This is a genomic window from Lactobacillus sp. ESL0233, from assembly GCF_003692995.1.
GTDB lineage: Bacteria > Bacillota > Bacilli > Lactobacillales > Lactobacillaceae > Lactobacillus > Lactobacillus bombicola.
In genome coordinates this window covers 564,542-580,535 of record NZ_REHH01000007.1, presented here as the reverse complement: position 1 = coordinate 580,535, position 15,994 = coordinate 564,542, and the positions used below count along the sequence as shown (strand labels likewise).

At 35.7% G+C, this 15,994-nt stretch carries 12 protein-coding genes, 8 tRNA genes, 1 rRNA gene, 1 pseudogene and 1 riboswitch; of the genes and pseudogenes, 14 read left to right on the top strand and 8 right to left on the bottom strand.

Going from position 1 to position 15,994, the window contains the following annotated elements:
• The first annotated feature begins 8 nt into the window (after positions 1-8).
• From rrf to F5ESL0233_RS05980, 3 genes are all read left to right on the top strand, one after another.
• Positions 9-125, top strand: a 5S ribosomal RNA gene (gene rrf / locus F5ESL0233_RS05990).
• A gap of 12 nt (positions 126-137) precedes the next feature.
• Positions 138-210, top strand: a tRNA-Asn gene (locus tag F5ESL0233_RS05985).
• 6 nt (positions 211-216) lie between these two features.
• Positions 217-306, top strand: a tRNA-Ser gene (locus F5ESL0233_RS05980).
• Positions 307-398: 92 nt separating this feature from the next.
• Here F5ESL0233_RS05980 and F5ESL0233_RS05975 read toward each other — a convergent pair.
• The 6 genes and pseudogenes from F5ESL0233_RS05975 to F5ESL0233_RS05950 all read right to left on the bottom strand — a co-directional run bounded on the left by F5ESL0233_RS05975 (position 399) and on the right by F5ESL0233_RS05950 (position 4,680).
• Positions 399-1,520 (bottom strand): annotated as a pseudogene (locus F5ESL0233_RS05975) (tyrosine-type recombinase/integrase).
• Positions 1,521-1,584: 64 nt separating this feature from the next.
• A complete protein-coding gene (locus tag F5ESL0233_RS05970; protein WP_122059236.1) occupies positions 1,585-2,112 on the bottom strand; it encodes a DUF4352 domain-containing protein in 528 nt (175 codons plus the stop codon).
• Positions 2,113-2,136: 24 nt separating this feature from the next.
• Positions 2,137-2,505, bottom strand: coding sequence for a hypothetical protein (locus tag F5ESL0233_RS05965; RefSeq protein ID WP_122059234.1), 369 nt, complete (start codon positions 2,503-2,505; stop codon positions 2,137-2,139).
• A 66-nt stretch (positions 2,506-2,571) separates the two neighbouring features.
• On the bottom strand, positions 2,572-3,663 hold the full coding sequence (locus tag F5ESL0233_RS05960) for an SHOCT domain-containing protein (RefSeq protein ID WP_122059233.1): 1,092 nt from the start codon (positions 3,661-3,663) through the stop codon (positions 2,572-2,574).
• A 199-nt stretch (positions 3,664-3,862) separates the two neighbouring features.
• A complete protein-coding gene (locus F5ESL0233_RS05955; protein WP_122059231.1) occupies positions 3,863-4,147 on the bottom strand; it encodes a hypothetical protein in 285 nt (94 codons plus the stop codon).
• A gap of 77 nt (positions 4,148-4,224) precedes the next feature.
• Positions 4,225-4,680, bottom strand: coding sequence for a hypothetical protein (locus F5ESL0233_RS05950; RefSeq protein ID WP_122059230.1), 456 nt, complete (start codon positions 4,678-4,680; stop codon positions 4,225-4,227).
• A gap of 162 nt (positions 4,681-4,842) precedes the next feature.
• On the opposite strand from F5ESL0233_RS05950, the gene F5ESL0233_RS05945 reads away from it, so the two are divergent.
• From F5ESL0233_RS05945 to F5ESL0233_RS05915, 7 genes are all read left to right on the top strand, one after another.
• Positions 4,843-4,915 (top strand) — tRNA-Val (locus F5ESL0233_RS05945).
• Positions 4,916-5,065: 150 nt separating this feature from the next.
• Positions 5,066-5,137 (top strand) — tRNA-Glu (locus F5ESL0233_RS05940).
• 7 nt (positions 5,138-5,144) lie between these two features.
• A tRNA-Val gene (locus F5ESL0233_RS05935) sits at positions 5,145-5,217 on the top strand.
• A 106-nt stretch (positions 5,218-5,323) separates the two neighbouring features.
• Positions 5,324-5,395: transfer RNA gene (locus tag F5ESL0233_RS05930), tRNA-Glu, on the top strand.
• A gap of 6 nt (positions 5,396-5,401) precedes the next feature.
• A tRNA-Val gene (locus F5ESL0233_RS05925) sits at positions 5,402-5,474 on the top strand.
• A gap of 58 nt (positions 5,475-5,532) precedes the next feature.
• Positions 5,533-5,616: riboswitch (SMK box riboswitch) on the top strand.
• Positions 5,614-6,807, top strand: a complete 1,194-nt coding sequence (gene metK, locus F5ESL0233_RS05920) for a methionine adenosyltransferase (protein WP_122059228.1) — start codon at positions 5,614-5,616, stop codon at positions 6,805-6,807. It overlaps the preceding riboswitch by 3 nt.
• 13 nt (positions 6,808-6,820) lie before the next feature.
• On the top strand, positions 6,821-8,269 hold the full coding sequence (locus F5ESL0233_RS05915) for an MDR family MFS transporter (protein ID WP_122059226.1): 1,449 nt from the start codon (positions 6,821-6,823) through the stop codon (positions 8,267-8,269).
• Positions 8,270-8,329: 60 nt separating this feature from the next.
• Here F5ESL0233_RS05915 and F5ESL0233_RS05910 read toward each other — a convergent pair whose 3' ends face one another.
• The gene (locus F5ESL0233_RS05910) at positions 8,330-8,995 is read right to left on the bottom strand and encodes a phosphatase PAP2 family protein (protein WP_233554973.1); all 666 of its coding nucleotides are present in this window, start codon (positions 8,993-8,995) and stop codon (positions 8,330-8,332) included.
• Between the two features lie 376 nt (positions 8,996-9,371).
• Between F5ESL0233_RS05910 and leuS the strand changes: the two genes are divergently transcribed.
• Complete coding sequence (gene leuS / locus F5ESL0233_RS05905; RefSeq protein ID WP_090092944.1) at positions 9,372-11,786, top strand: leucine--tRNA ligase; 2,415 nt, start codon at positions 9,372-9,374, stop codon at positions 11,784-11,786.
• Between the two features lie 98 nt (positions 11,787-11,884).
• Positions 11,885-13,528, top strand: coding sequence for a polysaccharide biosynthesis protein (locus F5ESL0233_RS05900; RefSeq protein WP_090092943.1), 1,644 nt, complete (start codon positions 11,885-11,887; stop codon positions 13,526-13,528).
• 118 nt (positions 13,529-13,646) lie between these two features.
• Here F5ESL0233_RS05900 and F5ESL0233_RS05895 read toward each other — a convergent pair.
• Positions 13,647-13,730: transfer RNA gene (locus tag F5ESL0233_RS05895), tRNA-Leu, on the bottom strand.
• A 95-nt stretch (positions 13,731-13,825) separates the two neighbouring features.
• Between F5ESL0233_RS05895 and F5ESL0233_RS05890 the strand changes: the two genes are divergently transcribed.
• A complete protein-coding gene (locus tag F5ESL0233_RS05890; RefSeq protein ID WP_370448349.1) occupies positions 13,826-15,109 on the top strand; it encodes a D-alanyl-D-alanine carboxypeptidase family protein in 1,284 nt (427 codons plus the stop codon).
• Between the two features lie 5 nt (positions 15,110-15,114).
• Positions 15,115-15,957, top strand: a complete 843-nt coding sequence (locus F5ESL0233_RS05885) for an NAD(P)H-hydrate dehydratase (RefSeq protein ID WP_122059223.1) — start codon at positions 15,115-15,117, stop codon at positions 15,955-15,957.
• Positions 15,958-15,994 lie beyond the last annotated feature (37 nt).

Here is a 15,994-nt window from a genome sequence, read left to right as displayed (position 1 = left end):
AAAAGAAGTACGGTGGCAAGAGCAAGAAGGAAACACCTGTAACCATGCCGAACACAGAAGTTAAGCTTCTTAACGCCGAGAGTAGTTGGTGGGAGACTGCCTGCGAGGGTAGGACGTTGCCGTGCTTTTTTTAATATTCCGGCTTAGCTCAGTTGGTAGAGCGCTTGACTGTTAATCAAGATGTCGTCAGTTCGAGTCTGACAGCCGGAGTTTCTTGGAGTGTTGTCCGAGTGGCTTAAGGAGCATGATTGGAAATCATGTATATGGGTTTTACCTGTATCGAGAGTTCAAATCTCTCACACTCCGTTATATAATAATTAAAGGCTAATACAGCAATGTATTTAGCCTTTTTATTTACTTTCGCACGGCAAATGCACGGCAAAAAGCAAAAAAACAAGTTAAATGTTTAATTTTCTGATTGAATCAATCGCATCGTCTTCGTTCTTTTTGGTAATGTGGGTATAAATGTCCATGGTCATTTTGATGTTTTCATGGCCAAGAAGCATCTGAACTGTTTTAGGCTTAACGTCAGTTTCGCTAATAAGGAGAGTGGCAAAAGTGTGGCGGAAGCCATGGACGGTGATTCGTCTTAATTGCGGATTAGCTTTATAGATTTTTAGTAGCCAATTGCCTGGAGCTGTCAAATTATAGTAGTTTCCATTTTGTTCATGAAAAACTACTTTGTAGATTATTTTTTGCTTTTTGCGATAATCAATCAATGCTTCAGCTAAATTCTGTGAAATTGGCAAAGTTCGTTTTGATTTTTTGCTTTTAGGCGGCTGCATGATAATTTTGTTATCTAAGCCATATGCAAGAGTTTTATTAACTGAAAGTGTCATATTGTCTAAGTCAATATCTTTCTAGGTTAGTGCCAAAGCTTCTGAGCGTCTTAGACCTGTCGATGACAGCAATTTGAAATATGTATAAGGTGTTGTAGCATATTCTTTAGCAGCTGTCAGAAATTCTTCAAGTTCTTCCCGCGTATAAACATTGTGCTCAATGTCTCTTCTGGGGCGTGTGGTTTTTTTAGGCATAATTATTCTTTTGGTGGGATTGTTTTTAACGTATCCCAGCCGAATCGCATATTCGAATAATCTGCTAAGTATACGGACAACTTCTTTATATTTGACAATCTCTTTAGATTTTGTATCAGCAAATTTTTGTATCGTTTTAACTTGAATTTTATCTAAATATTTATCACCAAAAGTAGGTTTAAGATGGTTGTTATATATTTGATTAGTTTTATTAGCGGTTGACTGTTTTACCTGTCCCTTATAGTTATCAAACCAAAGAGCATAAATCTCATCAGTTTTGATTATCTTTGGTTTCTGATATCCAGTTGTACCATTGGCACGTAACTGATCATAAGTGATTTTGGCATCGTTATACGTTTTAAATCCTTGGCGAGTGATATTAATACGTTTACCGTTTTCATCCATACCAAGATAGAGGTGGAACTTAAAAACACGTTCACCTCTTTTATTTTTATATTCTTTTATATGTTCGTCACGCTTTGGCATAATTTTTCTCCTAATAAAAAAAACCGTAAAGATTTTTGTCTTACGGCCTTTTTGTTGTGATATATTATTGCTTAACAGTCACTTTAAATTTAGCCGCTGTTGCATCATAGTCATCACCAGGTTTGAAGTGCAATTCAAAAGAACCTAATTTTTTACTGCCATAACCGGTCATAATATCGGTCGATTTACCTGGTGCAATGCTGTCTAATCCATCGTCACTAATTGGGTAGTCTTTTAGCTTTTCATCATCAGGTCCGTATACTTCTAAATCGTCCCCAACGGATAAATCATCTTTACCATCATTTTTTACATGATACGTAATTTTAATTACATTATTTGGCTTGGAGTCTTCAAATTCGTTTCTTTCGTTAGTTGTAACAACGGATTTAAGTGTATATTCAGCTTGACCAACTTTAACGGTATCACCAACTTTATAAAATTTGATTTTTGGAGCCGATTTTTTCTTAGCTGTTCTAGAAACCTTGGCACCACCTTGTCCATCATTTTCAGCACCGCCACACGCTGATAGTGTTATTGCTGCTAGGGCAGTAATTGTAATCGCTAATAATTTTTTGTTTGTTTTTTTATTCATGTTGCTTCCCTTTCAAATAAAATATTATTTTCCAGATGATTTTTTGTTTAAAACAAGGTGCCATACAAAAAAGCCAACACCAATAATAAATGCTGTCCAACCCCAAATAACTAGATCGGTATAATCGTGGCCATTAGTAATAGCAACGATCCATGAAATCAACATCATTACTAAGCCAGCTATATCACCACCAAGACCTTTAGCATTTCTGGTTGCAACATATGTGATGCCACATGCTAAAAACAAAAGCGCAACTATGATCCCAGCACTGCCACCCGCATCACTAGTCTTATTCTCCATTGCATGAGAAGCACCAACAGCACACGATTGAAATACAATAAAAGCAGCAAGTACCATCTGTAATATTCCTACAATTAATTTTGTAACTTTCACAAAAAATCCTCCTAAAAATAGATAATTTGCCGTAGGTTTAACGTCACTGGCGCTGTGGACGATAGATTAAAGTCCCAACAGTTGCTTCTTCTTTGCCTCGAATTCTTCTTGGGTAATGATGCCATCATCTAGTAGTTGTTTATATCTGCGTATTTCTACTGGGGCATCAGTGTTATCCTTGGTATCTTCAACGACTTTTTCCGTGGCTTTCCAGCTGTCAAGAATTGCAATGACATGGTTTAATTCTGAATATGCATGTCTAACAAAAAAACCGTCTGCCTTATTATTTTTAGCGTTTAAGAGACTAACTTCAAAATTGCTACCATCAGTTAGATTAATAATTACGCCCAACTCATCAATATATTCATTTATTTTTCCACCAGTGGTGCCGGCAATAACTGCACCGGCTGGTCCAGCAATGATGGCACCGACAGCTGCACGAGTGAAGACATGATGTTTATTTTTGTCATGACCTTTTTCATTCACACGATATGAAACGATCTCGTCAGCATTTACGAAAAATTCTATTCCATGAAATGCCGTTTTAGCATAAATCTTTCTCTTATCAATGTCGAAGTAGTAGCCACCATAGTAAACAGATTCTGCTTTTATGGCGGCCTGTTCTTGCTTTCTTTTTTCTTTTTCTGCTTGCTTTTTTGCATTTTCTTGCTCTATTTCTTTTAGTTCTTTCTGTGCCTTTTTAAAATTGATGTCATTAAAATCTACTTTCTGATTAATAGATTCTTTGAAATCTTCAATCGTATGTTCAGAAGCCCAGTTATATGCTTTAGTAGCTCTATACTTAGCAGCACAGTCTAGACAGACGTAGGTAGAATCTTTGAAATTCAAAGGCGCATCGTTTTTATAAATATCTTGTTCACAGAATGCACATTGTGCTATTGGTTTATGGTGATGGTGATTAACAGGGGCAACTTTTCTTTTGATGGTCTCTAATTTTACCGGATTATCCATTAATTCTTTTATTTCTGCAGCAGTATGGCTATTTAAAAAACCATTCATATGTCTTTGATCAGCACCGCCATAAAAGTTACCTTTATTAAAAAGGCAAGGGTAGCAAATTACACCATCTTTCAAAGGCATTTTGTTATCCCAAAAGCCCAACTCTTTACCGCAAATACCGCATTTCTTTTTTGCCATGATTAATTCTCCTTATTAATAATTAAGTAGGTATTATCTTATTTTTTATAAAATTACATTTGTTTTTATTATAGCGCTTACATTAATATTAAAAATTATATCGATTTTGCCTTAAGGCATCGATATATGTTTCCAAAATATAATTAACATTTCTAGGAACTGCAAAAGCATAAATATTATAAAGTAAATGTAACTATATTTATCTAAGTTTTTGTTGCCGCCTTTGCTTTGGGCTAGCGGAATGTTTAATTTCTTGCCAAAACTCAGCTGTAGTCAAATCAATATTTGTTGTAAAAGAGTAGTTTTGCTCAGTACTGTCCTCTTCATGAAAAACAGCAATTAACTTGAATTGATCTTGATTAAGCCCTTGCCATTGTTCAGTTGAATAGTTAGCTAAACGCTGAACTTGTATTTTTTTCAAAATTTGCTGGATACTATAATTATGCGCAAAATAAATTTTAGTCTGACCGCCGTTTTTAACCAATTCTGCATGCTCGCTGCCACCTTTTACATCATAGTTACCATAACCATCGGAAAGTATGAAACCAGCAAACTTTAATCTTAAAGTGAATTTGGAAAGATTAATTGCATAGGCTTCAAAATTAATATCAGCGTTTCTATCGCGGCTTGAGCACTATAAGTACTGACAACATTCACTGCTACTTTCTTTTGGGAGTCTTTATGGTAAAGATAAAGGTTTGTCCAAACAGCTGCCAGTATTCCTAGTGCTGTAAGTGAATTAATTACAATAGTTGCAATAGCTGTAATATCATTGTTTGTTAAATTTAGGCCTAAACTGAAAAACAATGTGGATAAGATAAAGCCAATTCCCAGCCAAAACCAAGCTGACTGTAAGAAATGATAGTGCTGTTTAAAAGTGTTACCAAGGTAAAAGATTCTTTTAAGTAAATTTAAGGCTTGCTGGCGCCAATGAAAAAGAATAATAATGAGTAAGAGAGCAAGAAAAAATTGATAGAAAGTGATACTAGTAAAAGTATTTTTCAAGAAATAGAGCATTTAATCCTCCTTAATAAGTAGATATGACAATGCAAAATTGTTTTCCTAAGCAATAATTTTCTCATAGTTTTTAAAAAATGAATATGCCCTCTGAAAATAAAAAATTCTAGACAAAAAATAAATCTTATGCTAAAGTTTTAAGAGTAGCAATTATTAATAACTGGAGGATTAGCTCAGCTGGGAGAGCATCTGCCTTACAAGCAGGAGGTCACAGGTTCGAGCCCTGTATCCTCCATTATAATTAGAGGGATGTAGGAATACATCTTTTTTTATGTAAAGAATTGCTTTTGCAATTATTAGTTAAATTAATAAGTTTTTTAAGTTTTACTCTTGCATTTTGTTTCTTATCTAGTATACTATTGAATGTGCTTTTGATTCAGAACACGACCCGTTGGTCAAGTGGTTAAGACATCGCCCTTTCACGGCGGTAACATGGGTTCAAATCCCGTACGGGTCACCTTTTTGGAGGATTAGCTCAGCTGGGAGAGCATCTGCCTTACAAGCAGGAGGTCACAGGTTCGAGCCCTGTATCCTCCATAAATAACGGTAATTAGCGTTATTTATGGAATAATATAAATTGGGTGCGCGTATTTTTAATTTTAGCTTCTAAGCTAATAGTTGAATTTACTCGGATTCAGCATCTGACCCGTTGGTCAAGTGGTTAAGACATCGCCCTTTCACGGCGGTAACATGGGTTCAAATCCCGTACGGGTCACACTTTGGAGGATTAGCTCAGCTGGGAGAGCATCTGCCTTACAAGCAGGAGGTCACAGGTTCGAACCCTGTATCCTCCATCGTTCTAGACTACCGAATCTGCGGTAGTCTTTTTTTGTAGTAAGAACGAATTTATTATATCGGTTCAAGTCCTGAAAGGATCCAATGTTGGAGATGCCTTGTAACCGAAGAGCTATTTAAATCTATAGGGGGACTATTATGGAAAAACGTTTATTTACTTCAGAGTCAGTTTCTGAAGGTCATCCTGATAAAGTTGCTGATCAAATTTCAGATGCAATTTTAGATGCGATTATTGCCCAAGATCCTGATGCCCATGTGGCTTGTGAAACAATTGTGAACACCGGTATTGTTTATGTATTTGGCGAAATATCAACTAGTGCATACGTTGATATTCAAAAAGTTGTTCGAAAGACTGTTTTAAGAATAGGTTATGATAAGCCTGAATTGGGTTTTGACGGCAATAACTGTGCTGTATTGTTAGATATTGATGAGCAATCAGCAGATATTGCTGACGGCGTAGATCACTCGCTAGAAACTCGTGAAAATAAGGCTAGTGCTGATGGCTTAGATCAAATTGGGGCAGGAGATCAAGGTTTAATGTTTGGCTTTGCCGTCAAAGAGACTCCTGAATTAATGCCATTGCCGATTTCCTTAGCCCATAAATTAATGCAACAAGTAGCTAAGCTACGTAAGGATAATACTTTAACTTGGCTAGAGCCAGATGCTAAAGCTCAAGTCACAGTTGAATATGATGAAAACAATAAGCCTAAACGCGTTGATACTGTTGTTATTTCAACGCAAACAGATGCTGAAGTTTCGAATGAAGAAATTCAACAGGCAATGATTAACCTAGTGATTAAAAAAGTTATTCCTGCTAGGTATCTTGATAATCAAACTACCTTCTTGATTAACCCATCTGGTCGTTTTGTAATTGGAGGTCCTAAAGGTGACTCTGGACTAACTGGACGAAAAATCATCGTTGACACATATGGTGGCTATGCACGTCATGGTGGAGGGGCTTTTTCAGGCAAGGATGCAACTAAAGTTGATCGTAGTGCTAGTTATGCTGCTCGTTATGTTGCAAAAAATATTGTAGCAGCGGGTTTGGCTTATCGCTGCGAAGTGCAGCTTGCTTATGCAATTGGTGTGGCTAATCCAGTATCAATTATGATTGACACTGCTGGAACTGGTAAGGTAAGTGATGAATTATTAACTGAAGCTGTGCGGCACGTTTTTGATTTACGGCCAGCAGGAATTATTAACATGCTTGATTTGCGTCGGCCCATATATGAGCAGACGGCTGCTTATGGTCATTTTGGTCGTACCGATATTGATTTACCTTGGGAGAAAACAGATAAAGTTCAAGATATATTGAATTATATTAAAAAATAAAGGATAGATTATTTTGAAAAAAACGAATGTACCTATAATTACACTTGCCATTTTTATGACCACTTTTATGACTGCTATTGAAGGGACGATAGTTTCAACGGCAATGCCCACAATAGTTTCTGATCTTAATGGTTTAGAAATCATGAATTGGGTGGTTTCTATCTTTCTCTTTATGACTGCTGTATCAACTCCTCTATACGGAAAATTAGCAGATAGCATTGGTCGTAAACCTATTTTTTTGTTTGGGATAGCCTTATTTGTTATTGGTTCTGCTTTATGTGGTCAAGCAAATAATATGATTGAGTTGATTTTATTCCGCGTTATCCAAGGATTAGGTTCAGGTGCAGTTCAACCAGTTGCTATGACCATTATCGCTGATTTATATAGCATTGATAAGCGGGCCAAGATGCTGGGACTTAACTCTGGTTTTTGGGGTGTAGCTTCAGTAATTGCACCACTTTTGGGTGGATTTATTGTACAAAAATTGTCATGGCACTGGGTATTTTATATCAATGTTCCAATTGGCTTTGTTGCCTTTGTATTGGTAGTGATCTTTTTGCACGAAGCAAGAGAGAAACAGAGAAATAAATTGGATATTCAGGGCACATTTTGGTTAGTTACGATGCTTTTGGCATTAATGTTTACCCTGCAAGAATTGAGTTCGTTAAATCCCATTTTTGTGGGCTTGCTAATTGCCTTTGTTATTATAAGTGCGATTGCGTTTTATATAGTAGAAAAGCATGCTACTGATCCTATTATGCCGCTATCGATTTTAAAAGATCACGAGTTTCAAGCCATAAATATGATAACATTACTAATTTCTGGTGTTGTTATTGGTTTTGAATTTTATATTCCAACTTGGATGCAGGGGATTAACGGTACATCAGCAACTGTTGCTGGTTTTGCTGTCACTCCTAGTTCTGTAATGTGGGTAGTGGGTTCATTTGTAATTGGTGCAATATTGAGTCGCTGGGGTATACGGAGAACCTTATTTGGAATGTTAGCACTACTTTTAGTTGCTGATGTGTTATTACTTTTGCTACCTTTGCAGACACCATTTTGGCTATTTTGTGTAATTGCTACTATGAATGGCTTTGGTTTTGGTTCAATTATCACGGCTGCACAAGTACGGTCGCAGGTTTTAGTTGAGCCCAAAAATGTTGGAGTTGCTACATCTTTTAATACCTTAATGCGCTATCTAGGTCAGACAATGTTAGTATCAATATATGGAATTACTTTTAATACGGTAGTTACTAGTCAGATAGCTAAGAAACCAGAATTGACTCAAGCAATGATGAATAAAATTGTCTCTGCTGAAAAAGCAAAAGAATTAGCACCTCATCTTATTCCGCAGTTACGACAAGTTCTCTTTGATGGCTTAAAGGGTGTTTATTTTATTTCTTTAGTAGCAATTGGTCTATCAATTATTTTCAATTTTATTTATAAAAAGCGACAACATTAATTGATCAAGTAAAATAGAATAACAAAAAAGGCGTTAACCATTAACTGGTTGACGCCTTTTTTAATTTTCTAAATGATAATGATATAAAAAAGAATATCCTATTAGGACAAAAGTAATTCCTTCTAAAAATCCGCCTAGTACGTCAGAAGGATAGTGCACATGATTAAATATCCTAGTGTAACCGATTAAAAGCGGAAAGCAAAGCCAAACGATACAGAGAATAGTTTTTACGGCTTTATTTTTTACTAATAAAAGTGTTAAAACAATTAGAATTCCAAAGAGGGTGGCACTACCAACTGAATGGCCTGATGGGAAACTATAGCCATGTGCTTCAACTAGATGGTGCACAGAAGGACGAGGACGTGCAATTGCATGCTTGCTAATCCAGTTGTAGCCATTTGCGGCAATCATTGTGCCAGCAGTAAAATACGTATAAGCGTATTTTTTAAAAATAAATAAAATTAAGCAAATGATAATTGTTATAAATGTTATAACACTTGTATTTCCTATAACTGTAAATGTTGCAGCAAATTTGATATTGGCAGGATTATTATTACAAATGATGGCAATAATATTCTGATCGAAATGATGGATAAGCTGAGTTCCAGATGCAACGAGCATTGCCCAAACCGAATATAAAATTAAAAAAATAGTAGCCGGTATGATTGTATCTTTTTTTGAATGATTGTCAGTAATCAATAACTTTCTCCTTTTATTTTTTTGCATTTCTGTTAAATTATAATCATTATTCATTAAAAAATAAAGTAGGTCATGACCTGTAATTGGTAACACCGAAAATTAAATAGCGAAAGCTGATAATTAATAGAAATTTTTAGTTCTTTGCTTTTTTTAGTAAATGTGGTAAATTATAATCATTAATTAAGTAAAGGATTGGGAACTAGTAACTATTTTATTTTGCTACAGAGAAGAGTCGGGTGGTGTAAGACTTGCAGAATAGATAGTGAACTTAGCCTGAGTAATACCTAACGTATGCTATCCGCGTTAAGGAGCAATGAGGGGTCACGCTAGAGGCGTGAAACTTAGGTGGTACCGCGATTATTCGTCCTATGATGTTTCATAGGATTTTTTTATGAGGTAAATTATGTATAATCATAAAGTTGTTGAAAAAAAGTGGCAAAAGTATTGGGCTAAAAATCATACTTTTAAAACAGGAACAGATCCAAAACGCAAAAATTATTATGCTTTAGATATGTTTCCATTTCCATCTGGTAAGGGTTTACATGTTGGGCACCCTGAAGGCTATACTGCTACCGATATTATTTCAAGGATGAAACGTAGTCAAGGATATAACGTTCTTCACCCAATGGGTTGGGATGCCTTTGGGTTGCCCACTGAACAATACGCTCTGCAAACTGGTCAAGATCCTGCAATTGTGACTAAAGAAAATATTGCTAACTTTAAGCGTCAGCTAAATAAATTAGGTTTTTCGTATGATTGGGATCGTGAAGTCTCTACTAGTGATCCAAAATATTATAAATGGACGCAGTGGACTTTTGAACAAATGTATAAAAATGGCTTGGCTTATGAAGCTGAAGTTCCAGTCAATTGGTCGCCAGATTTAGGGACAGTAGTTGCCAATGAGGATATTGTTGATGGTAAAACTGAACGTGGTGGCTTTCCAATTTATCGACGCAATATGAAGCAATGGATGTTACGCATTACTAAATACGCTGATCGTCTTTTAGCCGGACTAGATGATCTTGACTGGCCAGAAAATATTAAGGAAATGCAACGTAATTGGATTGGCCGTTCGGTAGGTGCACAAATTACCTTTAAGGTGCAAAATTCAGCTGCCACCTTTAATGTATTTACTACTAGACCCGACACTTTATTTGGTGCTACTTACGTGGTTTTAGCACCGGAAAACAAACTAGTTAAACAGATTACGACTTCAGCGCATCAAGAAGATGTAGCGGACTATTTAAAAGAAATTGAATCAAAGTCTGATTTAGAGAGAACCGATCTTAATAAAAATAAAACCGGTGTTTTTACTGGCGCTTATGCAATTAATCCGGTAAATGATCAACCGATTCCAATTTGGATTGCCGATTATGTTTTAGCAAGTTATGGTACGGGAGCTGTCATGGCAGTACCTGCTCACGATACGCGGGATTATGAATTTGCGCAAAAATTCAAATTACCAATTAAAGCGGTTATTAAAGGTGGAAATGTTAATCAAGAAGCATACACAGCTGATGGGGTTCATTTTGATTCTGAATTTTTAGATGGATTAAACATTGCCGATGCTAAGGAAAAAATGCTAGCTTGGCTGGAAGAACATCATGTTGGTCAACAAAAGGTCAATTATAAGTTACGTGATTGGGAATTTGGGCGTCAGCGCTATTGGGGCGAGCCGATCCCAGTTATCCATTGGGAAGATGGTGAAACTAGTTTAGTTCCTGAAAACGAGCTACCACTTGTCTTACCCCATGCAACTGACATTAAACCTTCTGGAACTCCAGAGAGCCCCTTAGTTAATTTAACTGATTGGGTTAATGTGGTAGATAAAAATGGGCGTAAAGGTAAGCGTGAAACTAATACCATGCCTAATTGGGCAGGTTCTTCCTGGTATTTCTTGCGTTATATTGATCCTCGCAATGATCAAAAATTAGCCGATTATGAATTGCTTAAAAAGTGGATGCCGACTGATTTATATATTGGTGGGGCTGAACATGCCGTTCGCCACCTGCTTTATGCAAGATTTTGGAACATGGTTTTATATGATTTGGGAGTTGTACCAGAGGAAGAACCATTTAAGCGGCTTTATAATCAAGGCTTAATTTTAAAAGATCATGAAAAAATGTCTAAGTCGAAGGGAAATGTTGTCAATCCAGATGAAGTGATTGAAGAATATGGTGCAGATAGTCTTAGAATGTATGAGATGTTTATGGGACCACTAGATGCTTCAATTGATTGGGATGATAATGGTCCCGCTTCAACTAAGAAGTTTTTAGACCGGATTTGGCGTTTATTTGTTAACGATCTTGATCTTGAAGCAATTCCAAAGGAAAATATTGTAGCAGATAATGATGGTGCACTAGACAGAGTTTATAATGAAACGGTTAAAAAAGTTACTGAAGATTTTGATGCCCTGCACTTTAATACGGCAATTTCTCAATTAATGGTTTTTGTGAATGAGGCGCAGAAAGTGCAAACAATCCCACGGGAATATGCTGAAGGGTTTATTACATTAGTTGCGCCAATTGCTCCTCATATGATGGAAGAAATTTGGCAAATTTTGGGTCATGAAGAATCTATCACATTTGCTAAATGGCCAACTTATGATCCTGCAAAGTTAATTGAAACTAACGTTGAAATTATGGTTCAGGTAAATGGTAAATTGCGGGGCAATTTCAAGGTGGCAAAAGATAGCCCTAAAGCTGAAGTAGAAAAAGAAGCACTGGCTTTACCACATGTTCAAAAGTTTTTGGACGGTAAAGAAGTGAAAAAAATAATCGTTGTACCCAACAAAATTGTCAATATTGTAGCTAAATAAAGTTAATTTTTCCTAAAGTAGTTATCATAGTTGTTGTTAATTATAACTGTTGCTTCAAAATAAGATAGTTATTAGTACATTAGATTTAGGAAACATTAATGAAAGAAAATAATTTAACCAAACCCAACACGCAAGACACCTTTATTAAGGGAAGTGCATGGATGACTTTTGGCTCTATTACTTCACGTATTTTAGGTGCGCTTTACATTATTCCGTGGTTCAGTTGGATGGGGCAGTATGGTAATATTGCTAATGCATTAACAGCTAGAAGCTACAATATTTATAGTATTTTTATTTTAATTTCAACTGCTGGTATTCCTGGTGCTGTTGCTAAACAGGTAGCAAAATATAATGCATTAAATGAATATGGAGTAGGTCGAAAATTATTTCGTCGTGGATTAATTTTAATGGTTATCATGGGAATAATTTCGGCAGGTATTATGTATTTTGCCTCTCCATTTTTAGCTTCAAATGGATCACGTAGTGATCCTAGACAGGTTGCAGTAATGCGTAGCTTGTCTTATGCAATTTTAGTTATTCCTGTGTTAAGTATTATGCGGGGATATTTTCAAGGATATGCTGATATGATGCCTTCAGCCATGTCACAATTTATCGAGCAATTGGCTCGTGTAATCTGGATGCTTTTAACGGCATATATAATCATGCAAGTGCAACATGGAGATTTTGTTAGTGCAGTTGTCCAATCAAACTTGGCAGCTGCAATAGGCGCTATTTTTGGTATTGCAATTTTAGTTTGGTTTTTACTGTCAAGACGCAAAGAAGTCAATTATTTAGTTGAAAACTCAAATAATCAAATTCAAGTTTCTACATTATCACTGTTTAAAGAAATAATTGCCCAAGCCATCCCCTTTATTATTATTGATGCTGGAATTCAGTTATTTTATTTGGTTGACCAGTATACTTTTCATCCAATGATTGCTAGTTTGGTGCAAGCAAGTGATAATACAATTGAAACTTGGTATGCGTTATTTGCACTTAATGCAAATAAGTTAATTATGATTATTGTATCTTTAGCCAGTGCTATGGCAGTAACAGCAATTCCACTTTTGTCAGCAGCAAAAGCTAAAAAAAATATCAAAAATATTTCTGAACAAGTAAGCAGTACACTTGATTTATTCTTATTTATTATGATACCAGCTGCTTTTGGTATGGCTGCTATTTCAACACCCATTTATACAATTTTTTATGGCTTTGATCAATTGGGCTCGAATGTGTTGTATCTGTCATCCTTTACAGCAATTACGCTAGGGTTATTTACTGTATTAATGGCTATTTTACAGGGACTTTCAGAAAATTTGTTAGCTATTAAGTATTTAGTCTTAGGGTTAGTTATCAAATTAATTGTGCAATATCCAATGGTTTATTTATTTAAAATTTATGGTCCTTTGATTGCAACTAATTTGGGGATGCTTACTATTATCTTTTTTGCTCTTAGGCATTTGCGCGTTACATTCAACTTTAACCAAAATCGCACAAGTAGACGTTTTATTGGTATTACTGTTTTTTCGATAATGATGTTTATAGCGGTTTTAATAACTGAAAAAGGATTAGGGTTGTTTTTACAAGTTTCTAATCGTTGGCAAGCAGTCGTAATCGTTCTAGTTTCTGTAGTTATTGGTGCAGCAGTTTACAGTATAGCAGCAATTAAATCGAATTTAGCTCAGCGAATTTTGGGCGATAAGATCGTGTTAATACTACAAAAATTACATATTAAAGCATAAAAATCGTTGAGTTTTATTACTCAACGATTTTTATTTATAATTATCAATATTAATTGGTTTGCCATCTTTTTAGGCAATAAAAAAGTTAAAACCACTTAACTTTTACCTGGAATCTATATGCCCCGAAAAAGATTCGAACTTTCACTTAGTTACCTAAACAGCGACCTGAACGCTGCGCGTCTGCCAATTCCGCCATCGGGGCCTAATATTTTTAATCTAGTAATAATAATACCAAAAATTTGGTAAAATGTAAGCATAAAACGGAAATAAATTGAAATTTTGCTTTGAAAGGAGATTATTATTTTGAAGCATAAAATTAAAAAAATAATTGGAGTACTTGTAATCGTTTGGGGATTAATGGTACCCACTCAAGTAGTTATCGCTCAAGAACTACCCAATAATTATTGCAACAATCAGTTAAACTTAAAAGTTAAATCGGCGATAGCAATTGATAGCAAAACCGGTCAATTATTATACGGACAAAATATTAATCAGCCTTTACCAATCGCTTCTATGACAAAATTAGTAACCGTTTATTTGACCCTAAAAGCAATTGAAGAAAAGAAAATCACTTGGACAACTACTGTTCAACCCACGCATCAAATTGTATCAATTTCAAATAATCGTGATTTTTCTAATGTACCGCTACGTTATGGTCATTCATATACTATCAAGCAACTTTATCAAGCAACTTTAATTGAATCTGCAAATGGTGCAGCAATGATGTTAGCCCAAGCAATCAGCGGTTCACAAGTTATTTTTGTCAAAATGATGCGTGAGCAACTGCAAAAATGGGGCATAACAGACGCTCAGATTTATACAACTTGTGGGTTACCAAACAAAAGTGTTGGTTCAGATGCTTATCCGCAAGCAACAAATAATGCTGAAAATACTATGTCAGCCAAGGATATGGCGATTGTTGGACGTCATTTGGTTAATGACTACCCATTTGTAATTAAAACAACCAAATTGCCGCGATTAAATTTTATTGATCAAAATTTTAAGACTCCAATGATTAATTTTAATTGGATGCTGAAAACTTTGCCGCAATATCATTCAAAAATAAATGTTGATGGCTTAAAGACAGGAACAACTGATGCTGCAGGTGCTTGTTTTATAGCTACGGCAAAGCATAAGGGAGTTAGATTGATAACAGTAGTCATGGGGGCGCATCATATTAATGGGACAGATCCTTCACGCTTTGAAGAAACGAGTAAGTTATTTGGATATATATTCAAACACTATCATCCGGTTATTTTTAGGAAAAATGAAGTAATTATGGGTAGAACCGGTATACAAGTCAACTCCGGTAAAGCTAAGCAAATTAGCATAGGAATTAAAAAGGCTAGTGAAGTTTGGGTACCGATCGATCAAAAATTAAAAGTGAATTTAACGCAAACTGCTGTAGAGGCACCGATAAAAGAAAATCAGGTTGTCAGTGAATATAGTTTTGAAGCTGGACCAGAGAAATTAATTTCTTTGACCAATCCTAATGGTCTAAAAATACCTGCTAAAGCTTTGGAAGCGACTGATCGGGTTAACTTTTTAGTTAGATTTTGGCGTTGGCTTTTTGGGGGATAATTTAAGTGATAGAAATTTCACAAGAAATACTGACCAGAGTAATTAGAAAACGTTCCAGTAATACACATAAGGGTAATTTTGGTCGGATATTACTTATTGGCGGTAATGAAAATTATGGCGGAGCAATCATTATGTCAGCAGAAGGTGCATTAAATAGTGGCGCAGGTCTAGTAACCGTGGTAACCCATTCGCTCAATGCTGCTGCTTTACATGCTCGACTTCCTGAAGTAATGTATGTCGACTGGCGCCAGCGCAATTTAGCTGAAATAATCAAAAAAATGGATGTTATTGTATGTGGACCTGGTCTGGGTAATAGTTTGTTTGCTCAAAACATTTTAATTATGATTAAAGAAACGATTACTAAAACACAAACTCTAATTTTGGATGCTAGTGCTTTAGATTTGCTAGCGCAAGATCATAGCTTAGTTCCAAGTAGTGCAGGCACAGTGGTACTTACGCCGCATCAAATGGAATGGCAACGTCTTAGTCAAATTCATATTCCGTTTCAAGCCGATCAAGCTAACTTGACTGCATTACAGACTCTTTTTCCTCGTGAAAATGCTATTCTGGTTTTAAAAAGTAATCATACTAAGATTTATGATGCTAAAGGTAATGTTTATCTTAATCCACTTGGGAACCCTGGAATGGCTGTAGGTGGAATGGGCGATACTTTAACTGGAATAATTGGTGGTTTTGTTGCCCAGTTTGGGTCAAATATTGACACAGTCTTAGCAGCAGTTTATTTACATTCTTTAGCAGGTGATGAACTTGCAAGTAACAATTATATAGTTCGTCCGACAAGGATTAGTGCATTGCTACCTGAATTAATGAAAAAATACGCTAATTAGAGTACATAAATAATAATTATCTGGAATAAAGTTTATT

Excerpts from the sequence above, each read along its gene's own strand:
- metK (WP_122059228.1), top strand. The coding sequence starts at position 5,614 with ATGGAAAAACGTTTATTTACTTCAGAGTCAGTTTCTGAAGGTCATCCT.
- F5ESL0233_RS05950 (WP_122059230.1), bottom strand. The coding sequence starts at position 4,680 with ATGCTCTATTTCTTGAAAAATACTTTTACTAGTATCACTTTCTATCAA.
- F5ESL0233_RS05900 (WP_090092943.1), top strand. The coding sequence starts at position 11,885 with ATGAAAGAAAATAATTTAACCAAACCCAACACGCAAGACACCTTTATT.
- leuS (WP_090092944.1), top strand. The coding sequence starts at position 9,372 with ATGTATAATCATAAAGTTGTTGAAAAAAAGTGGCAAAAGTATTGGGCT.
- F5ESL0233_RS05960 (WP_122059233.1), bottom strand. The coding sequence starts at position 3,663 with ATGGCAAAAAAGAAATGCGGTATTTGCGGTAAAGAGTTGGGCTTTTGG.
- F5ESL0233_RS05910 (WP_233554973.1), bottom strand. The coding sequence starts at position 8,995 with ATGCAAAAAAATAAAAGGAGAAAGTTATTGATTACTGACAATCATTCA.
- F5ESL0233_RS05970 (WP_122059236.1), bottom strand. The coding sequence starts at position 2,112 with ATGAATAAAAAAACAAACAAAAAATTATTAGCGATTACAATTACTGCC.